Source organism: Pontibacter silvestris (assembly GCF_020907275.1).
Lineage (GTDB): Bacteria > Bacteroidota > Bacteroidia > Cytophagales > Hymenobacteraceae > Pontibacter > Pontibacter silvestris.
Genome location: NZ_JAJJWI010000033.1, coordinates 15,309 through 35,817 on the forward strand (window position 1 = coordinate 15,309; position 20,509 = coordinate 35,817).

Genomic DNA, 20,509 nt, shown 5'->3' on the forward strand with positions numbered 1-20,509 from the left:
TTCTTGATTAAACAGATAAGTATAAATACTTATAAAATGGAAGCTACCTACACTTTGTAAGTACTTATAAGTAAATAGTAGAAGAATATAAATTATTAGCTTCAAATAACCCCTTTAACAAGCTGATTTACCGTATAAATAAATAGAATGGCTCTTTATGCCAAGGAGCTTTAAGCTGATAATATAAGGGAGATAAGTTTATTAAAGAGCGTATAAATCTGCTTTTGGTAAGTTTTATACTATGTTTCATTATGAAGTTATAAGTGTTATGTGTGAAATTGATGAATTGGGAAGTATGCTTAGCTACTGCGATGAAATAGTACTGGTTCACTCTAAAGAACATGGTGGATTATTACAATTTTACAGCGAAGATTACTTTAGAGGAGAACTATATATAAAATGTGGTTCATTGCTTGATACGCTAAGCAAGGCTGCTGACGCCAGAGGAAACATCAGCAACAAAAATGTAAACCTGTTAAAACAAAACTTTCACGAGCTGAGAGGGTTAGCTGAAGCATAGGACCTGTTAAGTTGAGTTTATACCATTAAAAATGATGTTTACCAGGTCAAGAAGTTTAACAACAACAGAAAAAGCAGGTTTACAACCTGCTTTTTCTGTTCACACATAAACCTGAGCCCTTTGTTAACTATGCCAACGAAGTACGGCTTATAGAGGAGTATAGCTGTAAGAAGATATTCAGTAAATGGAAATGGTGATGAAAGATATGAATGTTGTTGATCTAAGAACTGGTTACCTGCTTTCTGCCTATGCTGACTTAGAATAGGCCCGTACGGCCACGGAGAAGTTTGCAGAAAAAGGATACAAGATTGTGTACCTGAATGAGGTGTCACATGTAAAAGGATTTGAAGTGGAGGTGTACCTTAAAAACATTGATGAAAACAATGGCTGTAAATATAAGAACTTCCTTTGCCCCAGGCAGGAGAACACCATTGAGAAGCCGAAGAAAAGTTTAGAGACAGCCTTAGAGCTTTGGGAGAGCCAGGCTAGTTGTGAAGCAAAATTAATGGTAGTAGTTAAAGCTAAACGTTAATACTTGCTGCTTTGTAAAGTTTCTTTGGGTATATTAAGGCTATAGCCTGTCTAACAGTTACTTTTGTTCGTAAATAACATGTGCTCAGCAATCTGCGCAGGTAAAAATTACTAATAAATAATGCTGTACATTTTTTTTCATTATTGTGTAATAAACTTTCCGGTTTTTCTGTAAGGCGTCGGGGGTAGCGGCCCGCTATGGTAGGTGTTGCGGTGCCGTGAAAGAGGCAGCACGAGCAGAGCAGAGCAGAGCAGGTAGCTTCAGTACACAGTGCAGAGTAGGAAAACGAGGTCACGCGGGCTTGGAGCGTACCTGAATAAACTATAGAACAACAGTTCTGTAAAGCTGAGGGTGAAAAGTAGCTCCGATAGCTAAGACTAAACTGGGCTTTCACTTCAGAGCTCTCGTTAAGCAAGCTTTAAAATGATAATCAGGCTTTTGTCGTTTTGTATAAGTTGCTAATTTTGAACCTGATCCGGTGTACATTCTCATAGGTAAGAATGTAAAGGTCCATCTGGTAAAAAGTGATAAGGCAAAGTTGTGTAAAGAATGGGGCTGTCGGAGTAAAAGGATATTTTCAAGGCTGGAGGTATGGCTAAAGACATTGTTGTAAAGGTTATTATTACTGATGACCATCAACTTATACGAGACGGATTAAGGTCGTTGCTGGTGCAGGACCAGAAGATTGAGGTAATAGGGGAGGCCGCTAATGGGCAGGAACTGCTAGACTTACTTTCACAAGCGTCTGCTGATGTGGTGCTGATGGACATTAATATGCCTGTAATGAATGGCTATGAAGCAACGCAGCAAATCCGTTCAGCTTACCCGGGTACAAAGGTCATTGCTTTATCTATGCTACATGATGAGCCTTTTGTGCAAAAAATGATGGCATCTGGGGCATCGGGTTATATACTGAAAGCCTCTGGCAAAGATGAACTGCGCTCAGCCATTAAACTGGTAGCAAATGGTACGATCTACATCAGTAGTGAATTAACTTTAAAAATGCTTGACAAGGCTACAAAGCCAGAAGCCGTTCAGGAAAATGAACTGAAAGACGGGAATTTACTTACTAAGCGGGAACAGGAGGTGCTGTTACTTATTTCGGAAGGTTATACGAACGCAGAAATAGCCGACAAACTCTTTACTAGTAAGAGAACTGTAGAAAACCACAGACAAAACATACTGGAGAAAACACAGGTCAAAGACACTGCTCATCTTATTAAGTACGCTATACAGCATAAACTTATAGATCTTGATCCCCCCAAGGTTAGTATATAACATATCCTATGTTAGTTCCTGCTGTTCTTAAAGTTCAGATACAGGTAAGGATCAAAGAGCTTCATCCCTTACCTGTATCACAAGAGTAATTTATTTAACTATTCTGTCTATACTCATGCGGGCATTTATAAAGCTTCTTAAGGTAGTATAGTCAAAGGAGCCATATTCAATTGACTTAACTCCATAGAAAAAAGCTCTTATAGAACTAAGCAACTCCTGAATAACAGGCATCTCCATGCCGGCAACAGAACCAGCGGGTTCAATTATGATGCAGTTATCCTGTATAAGTACTGCAAAGGTTTCTATTTCTCCGCTTTCCACTAATTCTTCGTACTGCTGAAGCCCTGCGTTTACTTTGGTTGTCATATAAGCTTGTTTAAATAGTATGCAAAGTCATTCCTGACTGCTTGCATATCAAACGAGATTTTTAATACATAAAATTCATGAATTTGTACTGCTTTTACCTGAGTAGGAATACCTAAATACGCAATAAGTATTTATCCCGATCAAAACTGATACTATATAAAGCTATAGCAATTTGCTGATAGTAAGATTATTACTAGTTTTATATAAGGCAGAAGATCAGTAGAGCCGTATCAGGATTTACTAAAATGAACTTAAAAATTGACTTAGTTCATTCTGAAACAGAATACTCTGTGCGTTCAGGTGCCCAGCTTTAAGCTTATAAGCAAGAACAAGAAGAGGAGCTGGCTATTATCCCTTATTAGTTAATACAGCCAAACTTGCTATGAACTTACATCGACAAAGGCTTGCAGCTTTACTTTTGCTTTAACCCTATAACTCAAATGTTATGGGAGACGCTGCGAGATTTAGGGTGGCAGAGAAGAAAAACAAAATTCAGTTATACTTTGCAACGGATCTGGAAGACTGTACCCTTACCATCGGAAGTACTTACCTCCATTGTGCCTGATAATAATTCAATCCTGTTCTGAATGCTGCTCAGGCCTATTCCTTTTACTTTGTTAAAATCTTCTTTACTTATCCCTATGCCATTGTCGGCTACACGCAATGTAACAGTATCATCTACACATGAAACTTCTATGGAAGCCTCAGTAGCTTGCGAATGCTTAATTATGTTATTTAATAACTCCTGAATAATGCGGTACAAAGACAGTTCAATAGTATAGTCAAGGCGTTTTTCCAAACCGTTTATTACGGAAGAAATTTTGAGTTCAGGGTTGTGAAAGTGGGAGAGTACTTCTTCTAAAGCCGTTTTAAGGCCAAAATCTTTTAGAACTGTAGGTGTTAATTCAGACGAAATTTGGCGTGTAACCGTAATACTTAATTTCAGCAGGTCATCAATAAGGTCTTTGTTTTTTTCCTGTTCAGGAGATTCAATCTTTAAAGCACTTAAATTTAGCTTGGCGGCGTAAAGAATCTGCCCCAGGCCATTATGCAGGGCCTCTGAAATGCGGCTTCGCTCTGCTTCTTGTGCCTGCAAAATTGCTTTCAGAATTTCGCGCTGTTGTGAAAGGCGAAGCTGGATATTAGCTTCTTCTGCATTTTTTTGATCCTGTATGTCAGTGGCTGTGCCAATCCATAGGGTAATTTCACCCTGTTCATTACGAATAGGTACATTTTTAATCAGGTGCCAGCGGTACTGGTTGCCACGCTTGTACAGAATACGGGCCTGAACATTATGAACTTTGCCCGTTCGCAATGATTCTTTGAAATCTGGCATTAAAGCTTCCACATCATCAGGATGGAAAGCTTTTGTCCAGCCCCAACCTGTTGACTCTTCAGGTGTTAAACCTGTATACTCGTACCAAGTTTCACTAAAGGTATCATTAGAGCCGTCGGGTTTATTTGTCCAGGTAATGTGGGGTACTGCTTTTAGTAGGGTGTGGAAGCGTTCTGCATTATTCCTTATTTCTTCCTGTTGCTGTTTTAATGCCTGTTCATAAAGCTTACGTTCAGTTGTATCATGCAGGGTCAGCACCAGGCCATCATCTAATTTTACGGCCACTAGGTGCAGCCAGTACTGCTGGTTGTTATAAATCTGGAGCTGATCCATTTCCAGTAACTCCTTGCTTTCCACTACATCCACAAGTCGCTCAAAAACACCCTGGTTCAACATAGTGGGGTGTTCTTTCCAGAGGCTTTTACCTAACAAGCCGGCTTCAGAACTACCTAATAGCTTTTGTGCCTTGTGGTTCACTATGTTCATTGAAAAATCAACAATAGCATGGTGCTTATTACGGATAGCTTTCAGGGCCATGATAGCATTGGGGGAACTATCCAGGATACTGGCGTGGAGCAGGTGCAGGTTCTTTAGTTCGTTTATCTGGATGAAGATAACAATGGCCCCATCTATTTTGCGGTCCTGCGTAATATAGGGAAGTATGCGCATCTGGTACCAAATTCCTTTTTTGTCCTGTACCTCTTTTTCAATGGTATTAGTAGAACTTATCACGTGGCGGATGTCCTCTATTATTTCATCATAGCGAAGGTTATTGGATATCTTGTAAATGGAGCGGCCTATATCGCTGTCAATCAGGTTGATTAAGCGGGTGGCGGCTGGCGTGAACTTCCGGATAATAAGTTTGCGGTCAACGAATATCTGGCCTATGTCGGTGCTGCGGAAATAGTTATTCAGGTCATCGTCGAGCTCCATCAACGCTTTTATCTTGTACTGATGCTCCGCGTTAATAGTATGCAACTCTTCGTTAGAGGTTTCGAGTTCTTCTACTACAGCCTGTAATTCTTCTTTGGTGTGCTGCAACTCTACTTCAAGCTCATTTACACGTCTTTCGTAGTTACTTTCACTAAAGCTACGGTCTGATTTACTTCAATCGGAACTTGGGCCTGAGCCTCACTTAATAGCACCAGCACAAATTTCTGGTATAACTTTTTTTCTGACAATAAAGGCTTTACCACAATATTTATATAACGCAGGCTGTTACCGTTGCGTACGGGCAAGCCATAAGTTGATGTTTTTTCTTTGTTGCGGATGGCTTTACGCAGCATGGTGCCCAGGCTGGCCGATAAGTCGGACGGAACAAGTTTAAGTAAATTAAAGGTAAAGGTATGTTCGGGCAGATCAAGAAAGCTTTTAAACTTGCCCGTGCCATGCAATACGTCGTAGTTTTCGTCAATATATACGGCAGCGTAACCAGACTCTTCCAGAATAGTCTCGTTGAGCAACTCATGAAAACTTTGCTGTAACAGTTGCTTGGAAGAAAGGTCGCGGCTGTAACATGGTACAGAGGTAGCAACAGGAGGTCTCTTTCCTGGTCCGGCAGGGGCAATGGTATCAATCCCAAAAGAATAAGCAGGTTTCATGTTGCGGTAAATTTTCCATTTTTTGCTTATCTCGTCAAAGCTTTTCTGCTCGCCGATGCTCTCGCTGGAACCCAGAAACAGATAACCACCTACCAGCATGGCATAATGGAATTTATCAATTACTTTTTTCTGCAGCGCAGGGTTCAGGTAAATGAGCATGTTGCGGCAGCTCACCAGGTCAATTCTGCTGAAAGGCGGTTCGTTTGTTACATTATGTGGGGCAAATATAACCATGCGGCGTACGCGTTGGCACACCCTGAATTTGCCTTCATCTTTGATAAAATGCTCTTTCAGTCTTTCTTCTGAAACATCAGTAAGACTGTTGGGCAGGTATAAGCCTTTACCGGCAAAATCAAGGGCATCACGGTCTATGTCCGAAGCAAATATCTTTACCTCCAGCTCCTTCTTTACCTTATCCATATATTCCCTTATCAGGATGGCTATGGAGTAAGCTTCTTCGCCTGTGGAGCAGCCTGCCACCCAAATGCGTAGCTGCTCGGTAACTTTCTTGCCATCTACTAAGGCTGGTATAACAGTATTCTCCAGTATCTCATAAGCTTCATGGTCCCTGAAGAATTTTGTAACCCCAATTAAAAAATCTTTACTTAAAGTTTCGACTTCTTGTGGGTGCAGGTTCAGGTAATCTAGGTAGTCGCCAAGGTCGTTCAGGTTGTTAAAGGCCATGCGCCGGCTGATGCGCCTGATAATAGTGGGCAGTTTATAATTGGTAAAGTCAATGCCTGTGCGCTCATGAATCATATCCAGTATATGGAAAATGTTGGATTCTGCTTTGCTGTTGACCTGCTCGGTAAGTCCGTTGGCTATAGGGGTTACCTTTACATAATTAAATATCTCGGTAGGCATTAACTCCGGCGTCAGTATAAAATCGGCGTAGCCCGTGTTAATAGCATTGCGAGGCATCGCATCGAACTTGGCTGTATTAGGATCCTGCACCATAACCATGCCACCTGCTTTTTTAATGGCTACGACACCCTCTGTGCCGTCTATGCCTGTTCCGGATAAAACTATGCCAACAGCTCTAAAGCCTTTATCGGCAGCCAGGGATTTAAAAAAAGTATCTACTGTTTGGGAACGGTTACTATTTGTCTTATCGCTAAGGAATAAGTGGTTGTTTTGTACGGTAAGTTCTTTGTTATTTGGGATTACGTATACCTTATTGGTAACTACAGGCATGTTATTCTGCGCTTCTACTACCTGCAGAATAGTCTGCTTTGCTACCATATCCGTAAGCATGCTGACGTGCTGAGAGGACAGGTGCTGTACAATAACATAAGCAACACTATCATTCGGGACGCTGCTAAATAACTCTTTGAACGCCTGTAAACCGCCTGCAGATGCCCCTACGCCTATTACAAATAACTCCTTAGAAGCCTTAGACTGGCCAACTTTACCGAATGCTTTTTGTTCGTTGCTTTTACCTGAATTTGTCATGCACTTTTCCTGCCCAAGGGATATTAAAGTTGTTATAGTTTGCCAATTTACCACTTTTAAAAGGATATCTGGTGTCAGGAAGTCTCATTAAAACAGGTGCTCTACCGTCGAATAAGTGTTTGTACGTGCTTTTGTGCAAACTCCCTCAGTAGTAAAACTGAATTAAATATTAACTCCAACTAATAGTTTTAACTCTGCCTGTTTAGGTGCATAGACAAAAGTTTGGAACAATGCACTATAATCACTTTTGATTCCAACACTTAATCCTCTTTTATGACAGGCAAAAGCCCTAAAGTTATTGTTATTGGCACTTCAGCTGGCGGCATGCAGGCATTGTGTAAGTTATTGGTAAATATTCCTGATGGTTTGCCCGCCGCTATTTTTATTGTCCAGCATTTAAGTGTTGATTCTTCTGCTCCTTTCCTAGTGCAAAGATTAAGCCAGTACACTACACTGAACTGCAAAGTTGCCGAACATGAGGCTACTATAGAGCCTGGTACCATATATATGGCTCCTGCAGACAGGCATTTGCTTGTTAACAACGAAAAGATGCTAGTGGTGCGTGGTCCGCGCGAGAACCAGTTCAGGCCAGGTATTGATCCTTTGTTTCGATCGGCAGCTGCTTATTTCGGGGTTAATGCTATTGGTTTGATCCTAACTGGTTTTATGTCTGACGGCGTGTTGGGCATGGAGTTTATTAAACGCAGTGGTGGCACTACACTAGTACAGGAACCGCAGGATGCTGAGTTTCCGGCTTTGCCGCTGAACGTTATCCGCCAGGTTGCTGCCGATTATGTTGTTCCTTTAGATGAAATGGGAGCTTTACTTGCTGATCTGACCCACAAGGAGGTTTCTGAATCTGTTACAGTGCCAGCCGATATCAGGCAGGAAGCTCAGACTGCAGAACGTATCATGACAAACAGTACAATGACAAGTATTCAAGATTTAGAAGAAGCAGGAAACAGATCACCCTACAGTTGTCCGGAGTGTGGCGGTGGTTTATGGGATTTATCTCAACCTGGTACTATTATGCGCTACAGATGCCATTCCGGCCACGCTTATTCAAAAGAAACACTTTTGTTGGGTATGGATAACCATTTAGAGGAAACGCTTTGGGTTGCTTTACGCACACTGGAGGAGCGCCGAAATATTCTGTTGAACATGTCGCAGGGCGAAACAGACAAAGGAAACCGACGCTGGACTACCATACAGGAAGAACGCGCCGAGGAGATGAAAACACACATTGAACGTCTCCGCTCCATCTTATCCAAGAACACGCTTTCAGATGAAGAGCAATTAGGACAGTTGGGTTAAGGTTTTATTTGTATTGTGCTTACACTTGTACCTGTCTTAAGATTAAGAAGATTTTAAGGTTTGCATATTTTGTGTTCATCCTGTAAATCCTTTTTATTCTTTCTAGGTATTAACCAGAGTACTCCAAAGCAGACTCCGGTTAATACTTGGAGGCATCACTAGCCGTTTATGACACTTGATAATATAGCTACGGCAGCAGAAGACTCGATCTGGACTATACTTCTAGCGGTTTCCCGTGTCGTCATTGCTGATTTTTTTACTTCGCTTGCTGCTGCCTTCCTTCATTTGTCCGAAGCGCCACTCAAAGGTAAGCCGTGCTGATCGATTAATATAGTAGGAACTGAATTCTGACTCAAAAGAGGGTGCCGATCGTGTGCCTGTTTGCCTGATGCCTTTGTTAAACGGATTATTTAGGTTAAGCGTCAGGCTAGCCTTATTGTCCCAGAACTCTCGTTTAGCCGCTATGCCGTACCAGTAATAACCTGAATTATTACTTTGTAAACTAATCCAGCCGGAGCTGACACTACCATTAGCCTGTAAAGAATAGTTTTTAGGTAACTTATAGGTGCTGTTCATGTTAAAGCTCCAGACAAAGCCGTTATTGCGCTGGTTCTGGCCAGGGCTGGTCAGGTCAACATAACGAAGATCGGCTCCGCCGTTCAGGCTCCAGTTCTTGTTGGGCTGGCCAGCCAGGTTTAGGTTTACCCCATAAGCTTTGCGTTTGGCAATGTTCTCTGGCCTGTTCAGACTAACACCTTCCTCATTCACGGTAGAAAGATATTCAATAGCGTTGTCGGCATAGCGCCAGTAAAGAGAAGTATTAACAGAGAGGCCTTTGTCGGTGTTCAGGCTGTGCGCCAGTTCCACCGCATGGCTAAGTTCAGGGTCCAGGTAAGGGTTGCCTGTGCTAATGTTTAATGTGTCGCTAGCATTGAGCCAAGGGTTCAGGTACCAGATAAGCGGCCGCTGTATACGCTGGGTATAGCTTATTTTTAGGGTCTGCTTTTTAAAGCCTTTCGAAATGGTGATGCTCGGAATTAGGTTGTTGTACTGGTTTGATAGGCTTGTGTTGGTGCTGACAAAGTCGCCTTTGATTTCTGTATGTTCCAGCCTTGCCCCGGCATTAAGGCTCCATTTGCTCTTAGTGCTCATGCGCAGGGAAGTATACCCGGAATAAACCCGCTGAAAATAATTGAAGTCGTTTGACTGTGTTGGGTCAGGCTCAAGGTCTCCGTTGCCATTAAGCGCTATTTCCACACGGTACTCGCTCCCTATGTCGCGCCTGATAGCTTTAGCACCTACTTCTAGCTTAAAGCTAAGGGTGTCGCTTATACTTTTTACTTCAAAAGGATGGACATAATCTGTCTGAACTGTATACTCTTTATTCCGGCTGTAGTTAGAGCTGTTTTGCCTGTAAGTTATTTCATCGGCACCAGAGTAGGTATCGGTTTCATAAAAGTAATTGTCAGGCATCCGGCTGAACTGTGTTAAAAGCGAAAATTCCTGTCCTTTCTTTTTAAATGTTTTTGTATAACCTAAGTCAAGCTGACCATTACCGTAGGGGTTTCGGAAGCGGCTCTCGTTACGGTAAGCCAGCAGTTCCGTTCCCTCTAGGTCGAACAAGCTGGTTCGCATTGTGGTGTTGTTAGGATAGTTGCCTCCCCATACGTTAGCTGAAAAGTTAATGCGGCTGGTCGAGTCAGGGTCATAATCAATGCTCATTTCGCCATAACCTCCTGTGCCTGTATTATCGGCATTACTACTTTGGTACAAGAAGGCAGCAGGGGCTCCGTTTATTAAGCTTGTACGAGAAAGGTTGTTCTCCCACTTGTTTCGGTACTGGTACCCGTTAGCAGACAATGATATGCCAAACTTATTCTTTCTGTAGTTCAGGTTGGTGCCCAGGCTGCGGTTAAAGTTGCCGACAGTTACATTTGTGGAACCATTAAAACCCTGCAGGCCTTTCTTTGTGATAATATTGATTACGCCTGCTGAGCCTTCCGCATCGTACTTTGCCCCTGGGCTGGTAATCACCTCTACTGATTTGATGGTATTGGCAGGCATTTGTCGCAATGCATCGGCCAGGTTTCGTGCCATCATACCGGAAGGCTTACCATTAATCAGTATCTTTATATTACTGTTGCCCCGCATTTGTACATTGCCATCCAGGTCAACGTTTAAAGTCGGCACTTTCCGAAGTACATCTGCTGCGGTTCCTCCAGAGTTTGAGATATCTTTTTCAGCATTATAAACTAGTCTGTCTCCTTTGTCTTCAACAATGGCCTTCATACCTGTTACTTCCACTGCAGATAGCATTTTGCTATCTGCCCCAAGCTTTATAGCTCCTAGTTTTACACTGGGTTGAGCGGCGGTAAGTTTTATAGGTATTGTCTGGGAGCGGTATCCTAAGAAAGTTAGCTCCAGTATGAAGTTACCCAATGGCAGGTTCGGTAGCACGAAGGCGCCTTCTCCGTCGGCTGCCGTACCAGTTAAGAGCTTATCCCCATCTTTAAGCACTACATTGGCATAGGGAACAGGTTTTGCTGTTAAAGAATCTGTAACGGAACCGCTTAATTTACCTGGGTTAACAGACTGTGCCATCACGCTACCAGCAGCACAAAGCCATAGCAGCAGGGTAAAAAGATTTTTCATAGCTTATTTTAAAAAGGTAAAAGGATAAAACTTTATAAAAATTATGCTGTTAATCTTTCAAGGCAGAAGAATATCCTTTAGCAACAGGTTCTGTCAGTGAGAATGTCTTAGCTATTAAAAAAACATTATCCCTTTATTATCAATGCTGCTCAAATTGTTTTTGTAAGCTTTTATAAAGGACAGTGGCTAAGCCAGTCTTTTAATCAGGGTATTTAGGTTCGCAGCAGTAAATGCAGCGGCTTATATTTATGGTTGCTGCTAACAGATGCATATTTTGAGAAAAGGTTGCTTGAGGTAAGAAATTTTTTTTAATCTTTTCTCTCCAAAGTTTCGAGGGAGCTTTTTTACCAGCTACCTAACAAATATGCAAAACTATAGCTGGATTTGAAAGTGTGATGTGTAAACAATAATCTAAAATAGGGTAGTGTTCTAAAAGTAAGGATGTATTTTTAAACAATTTATCAATATTGTAGTTGAATAAGAAGTACCGTAGAACCAGACGATGATTATCCCAGGGTCTGGAGATGGATAGGGTCTTTCTCACCAGTCTTGGGCAGCGTTGCCGAAGGGTGTTATTCAGCCGCTCAATCTTGATTGCCTGCTTCTTGTCCTTTGGCTGGCTGCTACTGCCCTTTTCTAAACACGGCCCTTTAAGCCTCCAGGCACAGCAGCTCTATCTCCGTTTTTTTCAGGTTGCCCAACGGAAGCTGATCACCTGCAGCACACGGGCTATGGCGCGCAGGGAAATCCGCTCCAGGAGCAGCGAGCTCAGCAACTCTTCACGGCTCAAAAGCTTCTCATCCTCCCGCTCTACTGGTTGCCTGCGGCAGTAGCGGCACTTGTAGTTTTATTTACCGTAGTTGCTTTTACCGTTTTTCATTATATTAAGGTTATGGCAGTGGGGACAAATGCTCATGTAAAGTAAAGGTCTTGCAATCTCTTTTTTATAACACCTGCTCCTTATTGCTAATTCTGCAAAATCTACGTCCTTACTTTTTGTACACTGCCAAAGAAACAGTTCCATATGATTTAAGTGCTATAGGATGTGTCGAGTGAGAGAGGGGAGTCAAAATAAATGTATCTTTACCGGGTACATATACTTTTACACAAACACGACCATTCTTTTATGGATTTTTCTTCTCTCGGTTTATCGGTTCCTTTACTGAAAGCGATTAAAGAACAAGGTTATGATCAGCCTTTTCCTATTCAGCAGGAAACTATTCCGGCCATTTTAGCTGGAAGCGATATTATGGGCATTGCGCAAACCGGCTCCGGAAAAACAGCTGGTTTTGCCTTACCTATTCTACAGCAGTTTCAGAAAAAACAAGCTGCTAAAAACCGTTTCATAAAAGCATTGGTACTGGTGCCTACCCGTGAACTGGCTTTGCAGGTAGCAGAAGTGTTTCTTGGTTTTAGCACTCATCTTACGCGGCGTGTAAAAACGCTGGCTGTGTTTGGAGGTGTCAGTATTAATCCGCAGATGATGGCTTTGAGCGGCACCGAAGTTCTGGTGGCTACGCCTGGCCGTTTGCTGGACCTGATAGACAACAATGCTCTTCAGCTTTCAGAATTGGAAGTGCTGGTGCTTGATGAAGCCGATAAAATGCTGAATTTGGGCTTTGAAGAGGAAATGAACCGCATCCTGTCGCTTTTGCCTAAAAAGAGACAGAACCTGCTTTTCTCAGCCACGCTGGCAGGCGATATTCAGGCAATAAAAGAAAGGTTGCTTCACGACCCTGTGGTAATTTCTGTTGAAGAGAAACAGGAAGAGACTCAGCTGGCACTGATAAAACAGGCAGCCTACCGGGTAAGTGCGGAACGGAAAGGACCTTTTTTACGCTACCTGATCAAGCAGAAAGATATGCAGCAGGTATTGATTTTTGTTTCAAGTGTCCGAAGTGCCGATAATCTGGTGGCTAAGCTCAAAAAGAATGGGGTAGAAGCAATGGCTATGCATGGTGATAAAAGCCAGGGTGCTCGAACGGAAGCCTTGCGTCGATTTAAAACAGGAAAAGTTCGTGTGTTAGTAGCGACAGATCTGGCTTCACGTGGCATTGATATTCAGTTTCTGCCATTCGTAATAAACTATGATTTGCCGCGTTCGCCCAAAGATTACGTTCACAGGATAGGGCGGACAGGCAGGGCAGGAGCTACCGGTGAGGCCATTTCACTGATTACTCCAGCAGACGAACATCACTTTAAGATAATTCAGAAAAAGATGGGAAAGAGGGTAGAGTTGCTTGGAAGTGATGAGGTGGATTTACAAGGGATATAGGTAGTACTGCCATTAAGTAAATATGATGATTTAATAAGCTTAGGCTACATTAAAGAAAATTGATGCAGAGCACATAAGCCCTTACTTTAGTTACTTTAATTAAAAGGATTTAGGGGAGAGTGTTTTTTTTACCTCAAAGCTGATGGATTTGTTAAGGAGATTGTGATATGATTTAAAGCAGGTATAAGGTAAGGGAACATTCTTGGATGCAGTGTAATCGATCTTATATAGCAGCAAACATTTACGGCTAAGCCTTCTGATCAACAGTTAAGTTAACACGCTAAAGTTAACTTATTCAATAGTAAGAATCCTTTAAAGAATGATTGTAAATGTTGTGCCTTTGTTCAAGGTACTATTCACCTGAATTTGTCCTTTCATATTATCTATTATTCTTTTTACAATGTATAAACCAATACCGCTTCCTTCAACATGGTCATGAAATCGTTTGAACATAGTAAATACTTCATTCTGTTTGTCAGCAGGAATTCCTACTCCATTATCTGTGATTGTAAGGTTTGTTTTCCCGTTAACCTTTCCCAGCTTTACAAGCACTTCCAGCGGCCTTTCAGGAGAGCGATATTTTATAGCATTGGTTAAGAGATTATTGATCACACTCTTTAGATTCTTCTTTGAAAAGCTTAATAGTGGTTTATCTTCACAGATAACTTTTATCTCTGCATTAGACTCTTCTATCAGGCTATTTATATCTTGCTTCACATCTTCTACTATCTCAAAGAAATTTATTGCTTCAGACTTTACCCCTTTACAATTTTTCTCAGTTTCAACAACAGTTGTAAGATCTTTAATTGTTACAGCAAAACGCTTGAGAGAGGACTTCATTAAGCCAACAATCTCATTAATCTCATTTCTATCTAAACTTTCTTGGGCGATAGCATCTGATAGAACAGCAAGTAATCCTTCAATGTTTGATATAGGAGACTTAAGATCATGGGATGCTACATAAACAAAGTTGTCTAGGTCGAAATTGGCATTGGTTAGTATTTTGTTCTTGTTTTGTAATTCAACATTCGCAGTATAGCTACGCTCCAATAACTCGAAACTCTGTAGATGAAAGGATAACAACTCGGCAAACATTGTAAAAATATTTATAACCTTGGAGTTATTTAACTTAGCAGGTTTGGAATCTATAGCACAAAGTGTTCCGAAAAACGTCCCATCTTTTAAGATGATGGGAAAAGAAATGTAGCTTTGAAGCCCATAAAATTTAGGCGTATGATGATTTTTGAAAACTGGATCTTCGTCAACATGATCAATAACTATGGGCTGGTGACTGTCTCTTATTTCATTGCAAATGGTAGTTTCAATTTTCAGTTCACCACCTTCTTCCAAACCAAACTGTACTTCGTCCCGGACTCTGCATGCCAGCCATCTGTCATGAGTTACCCGCGCAACTGCAGCAAAGCCCATTCCTGTAGTTTGGCAAATAACTTCAAGCATGGTAGGCACAATGGAGATTTGCCTTACGGCTTCGATGTCTTTGAACAGCTTGTCTTGAATATTAATCATTTAATGAGAAGTGTAGTTGCATATTTAAGGCTAATTGGTAGCCTGCTAAAATTAACTGAAAAAATGCTAAACTGAAATTAAAACTTCAGAGAAGAGATGTTCAATCTAATTTACCTGTGTTATCAATAACGCATACAACGTTGTGAGAGGAAGTGCCAAGAGTGAGTTTTATATCTTTTGCTGTATGAAAAGGGGCTTGCCAGTATTCCTTCTATTACAAAATATTACTGCCCACACCCTGGCTCAGAAGAAAAACTAGGTTTTAATAATATGAGATAAACCTGTTATTTGTATTATTGATGCTGCTTAATAGTAGTGTTTGGGGTAGCCCTATAAAAGTAATGAAGCAACAGAATGGGTTTCTCCTAAAAAAGGAGTGGACTTCCCCCGTAAAAGTGGGAGATTAGAAAAGAGTATCTTTATAGACGCTACCCAACCATTACCGCCGATGACAAACAGGAAGGAATATTATTGTTTGGAACGCCTCTGCCAGGCACTGGATGTTTGTCTGAGCGGCTACTACGCCTGGCTCATTAGGTAGGAAAGCAAGCGTAGGCTGGAGAACCAGTAAGATAAGAAAAATCCAGCGTCAAAGCAGCCAAAGCTATGGGCACCTTAGGGGCTACTATGAGCCCAGGAGCGGGGAGGCGCTGCTCGGAAAACAGAGTGCCACGCCTGATGCACACCCGTGGCATTGACGCTGAACGGAAAAAGAGATTCATGGTCCCACTTATTCCAGGCACCGCCTGCCAGTGGCAGAAAAATAGTTTAACCGGAAGTCTTCTGTCAGCAGGTCTAATGAAAAGTGAGCCGCCGTATCACTTTTCATTAGACCTGGGAAGGCTGGCTATACCTGGGACAGTATTGGATCTGTTCTCCAGAAAAGTAGTCGGCTGGTCTATGTAAGCCTTCAAGAGTACCAGGATGCAGTATCGGCATAGCCTTTTCAACCCTCTACTTTTATAGGGGAAACCTTAGGTCTTGTTCCCTCTGTTCCTTATGGCATCCACACTCCATAGCCCAGCGCCATGAGCGGCTATATACAGAAACAAGAAACAGTACAACACAGATAGTTCACCACCGTTAAGCAGAGGGTTCCAGTCTTGCGGAAAGTGGACCGTAAAAAATGCTACCGCCATCTGACCACTTGCAATAAAGGCAGCGACACTGGCTAGGAAGCCCACTGCAATCAGAACCCCTCCTGCAAACTCAATGATACCGGCTAATCCTCTCAGAGAGATTATTTCCACAACATCTTTGTCGCCTGGAAAGCCAAATAACTTTTGGGTACCGTGCATAGCGAACATGATGCCAGCTACAATTCTGAGAATAGCAAAAATATGGGGACTGAATCGTCCAAGAAAGCTCTCCATAGTAATTCTTTTAAAAGTTAAACAACATATAAGCAATAGTCTCTCAGAAGCCTTACAAACTAAAGAATCGTTAAAGTAATGAAGAACATGTCTTTATTATACAAAACTAATCCATAACTCTTCTAATGACATGTACCTATGATGATCAGAAAGCGTTCCAATTTTATATTAAGGAATATAATTATGTTTTAATAATACAAACAGAACATGAAATCTCAAAGCATTAAGATTAAGAGCACAAACTAATCATTTAAAATCTCTGATCTGTGCAATTAAATTCATCAGAGTATCTTTTTATTGATCGCACAACCAGAATGGATCAGGCAAAATGAAGCCAGGAACTCTCTTCAGAAAAATCTGTGATAACCTTTACCTGATTATCAGATTTATAGGAGGCAACCAACGCGGATACTTCTTGCTTAATGGAGACAATGCAGTTATCAACCAGGTCTTTTCGGAATCCTTTGTTGGCAAGTTCAAGTACATAAGCCACCGAAACAACTCGACCAAGAATCTTACCTAAGTCCACTAGCTTACGCTGAGAAAGAGCTTCATTAATAGAGAAGCTCAACTCCGTTTTAAAGTGCATACAAGCCTCAGATGTTAGCTTAAAGTTCTTAAGAAAGTCAAATAACTGTACTTGCTTTTGCTTTTTCATTGACCGGATAATCATATCAGCTATCTGCGTATAGAGCATTTCATTTGAACCTTCAAATATCTGAAACGGTCTGCTGTCTATTATTCCGCGACCACCAATGTGGCTTACCCTGTATCCATTAGCACCTGAAAGTTGAACAAGTATTTGTGCAGACTCCTGCATTAAATCTGTTACAACAGCTTTCATACTGTTAGCTTCCAAACTTTCAGATGCCAGATTATGCGTAATCCCGCTTATCTCACTACTTCTGGCACACATAGCCGAGCATATGGTATAGGCTGTCTGTATTCTGGACAGTTGAAACTGCACCTGGTCCAGGGCCAATAAATTATCTACTCCTACTATTCTAGTCTTACAGTGAGCTATTGCCTCATCCAGCATGCGGTGTATAAAGCCCATTCCCATACCAGGGAACTGCATCCTGCTTCTATGCAGAATATCCAGCATCATTTTTATGCCTGTCGTTTCTGGCTGTAGCTTCATGGCGGTAGGAACTTCCACATCTAACTTATTCAGCCCATAGGGAATCATATAAAGTCCTAAATTGTCATAATATTCTTCCACTACTACCTGTTGTTTATCCTGGGAGACATCGCATATAAAAAAGTCAATATCTCTGCTTAACTCACTCTCGCTGATTTCCTTTCTGCACGCAATTAGCCAATAGTCAGCCAAGCCAGTCAAACCTTGCCAATGCTTTGTTCCTTTAATCTGGTAGCTGCCATCCTGCTGCTTATTAGCTGTTTTCATATTAAGGGCGTCACTGCCATAGTCAGGCTCAGTGATCATGAGGCCACCCATATTCCCGTTTTTAAGAAAGCGATCAAAAATTTCTTTTTTAACTGATTCATCTGCATACTTGGCAACAGGTTCTAAAAAAAGCGCAATGTTAATCCCGAAAATCAAGGAAAGGGGAAGCGACTGGTAAGAGGCTGCAGCTAGTACTCCCAAGCATTCTTTAACTACACAACCACGCCCTCCATACTCTTCGGGAATCGAAACTGACAGTGGTACCTTAGACATAATCTCACTCATCACTGCTGAAGGTATACCTCTCTCAATATTCAGGTTATTGACAACACTTTGCTTGTGGAATAAGTGCTTCAGTGTATCTTCAAAGTCTTTTAAGAAATCAGAGTAATTAGTCTTTGTTAATTGCATATGTTTATAGTAGTAGCTAATAGAGAGCAAACCGCCTAATATATCTTGATGGCTTTTTGCTTTCAAGTGTACAAAACGATTTCAAATAGTAGAATACGTGCAGGGTATCCTACCAGGCAATTTAAAAAATAAAAACGATTATAATACACCAGAGATAAAATCTGTGCTTTATAAGCTGAGGCATGGGTATGACTGAAAGTTCATTGCTTTATATACGCTTCCTTTTCTATTATATCTTCCCAAACCTATGCAGCAAGTGTGATAGCGATATATATGTCTTTAATACCTGATACCTGAAAACAAAGGCTACTTAAATGTAAGCAGTACTGGATTCAATTTAATTATTGCCCCTAAAGTGGACTAACAGATATATTTTGTAATATCGCATCGCCCCCTGACTTAGGATGAGTTGTGCTAGTGCGTGCCCGACAGAAGAGATAAGGACTGATACAAGCCGCTGAAGGTGTTTGCATGAATACATTATAAGTACTTGTTGTGTTTTGTAAGAACTCAGAATTTTTAATGATAAATTTGTCAATGGCACGTATGACGATTAAAATATAAGCGACTTGCTTCACTAAGATTAGATAATGATTTAAAGCTTAGAACAAGAAGCTTCCAATACACTTAACTGTCTGTTAGAAGAAGCAGGCAGCCAGGTGCAATTCTTAAATAAAACAGGTATTCTTCTCAAATTACTAAACAAATAATGGCTACAGGACTTCTCGCTTTATTGGATGATGTGGCTGCCTTGGTGAAAGTCAGCGCGGCAAGCTTAGATGACGTTCCCACTCAGGTGGCAAAAACAACTGGTAAAGTGTCAGGCATTGTCATTGATGACACTGCGGTGACACCAAAATATGTAGTAGGCCTTGACCCTTCGCGAGAGCTATCAATTATATATCAGATTGCTAAAAAATCACTGATCAATAAACTTATTTTATTAAGTCCGGCTGTTCTACTTCTTGGTTTCTTCGCGCCTTGGGCAATTGGACCAATATTAATGCTGGGTGGTGCCTATTTATGCTTTGAAGGCTATGAAAAAGTTCATTCTATGTTTAGTAAACATCCTGATGCTCATCATAGGTCAGAGGACGATCTAAAAGTAATTACACCTGAAGAACTGGAAAAGACAAGAGTTAAAAGCGCTGTCCGCACAGATTTAATACTTTCTTCTGAAATAGTTGCTATCACTTATGCCACTGTAGCTGACAAAGCATTACCAACACAAATTGTTGTGATGCTATGTGTAGCTGTTTTTATCACTATCGCCGTTTATGGGTTTGTTGGCTTAGTTGTAAAAGCAGATGATATTGGCGTACATATGGCCAAGAAGAACCATCATCCGCAAGTAAGAAAAATGGGGCGTGGTATTGTAAAGTTCATGCCGCAATTTTTAACAGCTCTCAGCTATATCGGGACAGCAGCCATGCTGTGGGTAGGAGCAGAAATTATTGCACACGGTATTCCTTTTACCAGTCATGCCTTGGATAATCTAGAACATTCTCTAGCCAACATTCCCGTTCTTGCCTGGTTTGCGAAAGCGTTGGTTTGTGGCATAGGTGGATTGATTTTAGGTGGTATCATAGAAAAAATCGTGGTGCTTGTACGCAAAGTTGTTTGAGGTAAAGGAAAGTACTAGAAGCTATCTCATAAATGTTCTAAGTAGAATCATCATGCAAGCCAGGAGTATGAAAGCTTTGAAGTTTTCAGCTTTATATTCATACCTTGTGACACATCTTCTGTAGTTAAAGAGCCAGGCAAAGAAGCGTTCTATCTTCCACCTTCGTTTGTAGCGCCTAAGCTTTCTGCCATCCTGTGTCTTTTGCTTTACTCTGTTTGCTCTATGAGGAGCAATCAGTTCTATGCCCTGCTGCTTGAGGGCCTCATCCAGCGGATCAGAATCATAGGCTTTATCACCTATGAGCTTTTCAGGCAGTGGCTCAATAAAGCGCTCATCAAGGACCTTCTCCACCAGTTTTACCTCATGGGGAGATGCTGATTAGATAGAGACAGATAATACAAGACCAGCAGCGTCTGAGACTGCCATGATCTTGGTGCCTTTTCCTCGCTTAGTTTTGCCAACAAAAGATCCCCTTTTTTAGCCATGCAGAAGGAGCCGTCAATAAAGCACTCGCTCAAATCCACATCGCCTCTTTCCTGAAGGTCTCTTGCCAGCGACTCCACCACCCGCTGCATCACACCCTCTTTCCGCCATTGCTGAAATCTCCTGTGGCAGGTCTGGTAAGGAGGATAGACAGTTGGCAAATGACTCCACTGCGCCCCCGTCTTCAGTATCCACAGAATTCCTTCCAATACTTCTCGTTTGTTTCGCCAGGGCCTACCTTTTCCATCGGCTCTTCTGGCTCCCTCTGGAATCAGATCCTTTAGCTTTTCCCACTGTTTATCTGTCAGCCTCATAACAGATAAACAAAGGGTTATAGGTTGACAGTTTTCAAACCAA

14 protein-coding genes and 2 pseudogenes are annotated in these 20,509 nt (G+C 41.5%); 7 read left to right on the forward strand and 9 right to left on the reverse strand.

Annotation, left to right across the window (positions count from 1 at the left end; all coding sequences use genetic code 11):
* Window positions 1–241 precede the first annotated feature (241 nt).
* The 3 genes from LN995_RS19585 to LN995_RS19595 all read left to right on the forward strand — a co-directional run bounded on the left by LN995_RS19585 (window position 242) and on the right by LN995_RS19595 (window position 2,330).
* Complete coding sequence (locus LN995_RS19585; protein WP_229962785.1) at window positions 242–520, forward strand: hypothetical protein; 279 nt, start codon at window positions 242–244, stop codon at window positions 518–520.
* A gap of 310 nt (window positions 521–830) precedes the next feature.
* Entirely contained in the window at window positions 831–1,052 is a 222-nt protein-coding gene (locus tag LN995_RS19590; protein ID WP_229962786.1) for a hypothetical protein, read from the forward strand.
* A 591-nt stretch (window positions 1,053–1,643) separates the two neighbouring features.
* Entirely contained in the window at window positions 1,644–2,330 is a 687-nt protein-coding gene (locus tag LN995_RS19595; RefSeq protein WP_229962787.1) for a response regulator, read from the forward strand.
* Between the two features lie 90 nt (window positions 2,331–2,420).
* Here LN995_RS19595 and LN995_RS19600 read toward each other — a convergent pair whose 3' ends face one another.
* The 3 genes from LN995_RS19600 to LN995_RS19610 form a co-directional block, all read right to left on the reverse strand.
* On the reverse strand, window positions 2,421–2,696 hold the full coding sequence (locus tag LN995_RS19600) for a hypothetical protein (RefSeq protein ID WP_229962788.1): 276 nt from the start codon (window positions 2,694–2,696) through the stop codon (window positions 2,421–2,423).
* 496 nt (window positions 2,697–3,192) lie between these two features.
* Entirely contained in the window at window positions 3,193–5,073 is a 1,881-nt protein-coding gene (locus tag LN995_RS19605; protein ID WP_229962789.1) for a PAS domain-containing protein, read from the reverse strand.
* Between the two features lie 17 nt (window positions 5,074–5,090).
* A complete protein-coding gene (locus LN995_RS19610) occupies window positions 5,091–7,085 on the reverse strand; it encodes a CheR family methyltransferase (protein ID WP_229962790.1) in 1,995 nt (664 codons plus the stop codon).
* A 273-nt stretch (window positions 7,086–7,358) separates the two neighbouring features.
* Between LN995_RS19610 and LN995_RS19615 the strand changes: the two genes are divergently transcribed.
* On the forward strand, window positions 7,359–8,399 hold the full coding sequence (locus LN995_RS19615) for a chemotaxis protein CheB (RefSeq protein ID WP_229962791.1): 1,041 nt from the start codon (window positions 7,359–7,361) through the stop codon (window positions 8,397–8,399).
* A gap of 222 nt (window positions 8,400–8,621) precedes the next feature.
* Here the strand turns inward: LN995_RS19615 and LN995_RS19620 are convergent, their stop codons facing one another.
* Together LN995_RS19620 and LN995_RS22205 are read right to left on the reverse strand one after the other, a co-directional pair.
* A complete protein-coding gene (locus LN995_RS19620; protein ID WP_229962792.1) occupies window positions 8,622–11,051 on the reverse strand; it encodes a TonB-dependent receptor domain-containing protein in 2,430 nt (809 codons plus the stop codon).
* A 519-nt stretch (window positions 11,052–11,570) separates the two neighbouring features.
* Window positions 11,571–11,640, reverse strand: a pseudogene (locus LN995_RS22205) (hypothetical protein); the annotation flags it as partial.
* Window positions 11,641–12,177: 537 nt separating this feature from the next.
* Between LN995_RS22205 and LN995_RS19630 the strand changes: the two are divergent.
* Complete coding sequence (locus LN995_RS19630; protein WP_229962793.1) at window positions 12,178–13,326, forward strand: DEAD/DEAH box helicase; 1,149 nt, start codon at window positions 12,178–12,180, stop codon at window positions 13,324–13,326.
* A gap of 312 nt (window positions 13,327–13,638) precedes the next feature.
* On the opposite strand, the gene LN995_RS19635 is transcribed toward LN995_RS19630, so the two are convergent.
* On the reverse strand, window positions 13,639–14,853 hold the full coding sequence (locus LN995_RS19635; RefSeq protein WP_229962794.1) for a sensor histidine kinase: 1,215 nt from the start codon (window positions 14,851–14,853) through the stop codon (window positions 13,639–13,641).
* A gap of 606 nt (window positions 14,854–15,459) precedes the next feature.
* On the opposite strand from LN995_RS19635, the gene LN995_RS19640 reads away from it, so the two are divergent.
* Complete coding sequence (locus LN995_RS19640) at window positions 15,460–15,759, forward strand: hypothetical protein (protein WP_229962795.1); 300 nt, start codon at window positions 15,460–15,462, stop codon at window positions 15,757–15,759.
* Window positions 15,760–15,827: 68 nt separating this feature from the next.
* On the opposite strand, the gene LN995_RS19645 is transcribed toward LN995_RS19640, so the two are convergent.
* Together LN995_RS19645 and LN995_RS19650 are read right to left on the reverse strand one after the other, a co-directional pair.
* Window positions 15,828–16,226, reverse strand: coding sequence for a DoxX family protein (locus LN995_RS19645; protein WP_229962796.1), 399 nt, complete (start codon window positions 16,224–16,226; stop codon window positions 15,828–15,830).
* A gap of 319 nt (window positions 16,227–16,545) precedes the next feature.
* Window positions 16,546–18,045 carry an acyl-CoA dehydrogenase gene (locus LN995_RS19650; protein WP_229962797.1) on the reverse strand — a complete coding sequence of 500 codons (1,500 nt, stop codon included), beginning with the start codon at window positions 18,043–18,045 and terminating at the stop codon, window positions 16,546–16,548.
* Window positions 18,046–18,754: 709 nt separating this feature from the next.
* On the opposite strand from LN995_RS19650, the gene LN995_RS19655 reads away from it, so the two are divergent.
* A complete protein-coding gene (locus LN995_RS19655) occupies window positions 18,755–19,669 on the forward strand; it encodes a DUF808 domain-containing protein (RefSeq protein WP_229962798.1) in 915 nt (304 codons plus the stop codon).
* 21 nt (window positions 19,670–19,690) lie between these two features.
* Here the strand turns inward: LN995_RS19655 and LN995_RS19660 are convergent.
* Window positions 19,691–20,466: pseudogene (locus LN995_RS19660) on the reverse strand (IS5 family transposase).
* Between the last annotated feature and the right edge of the window lie 43 nt (window positions 20,467–20,509).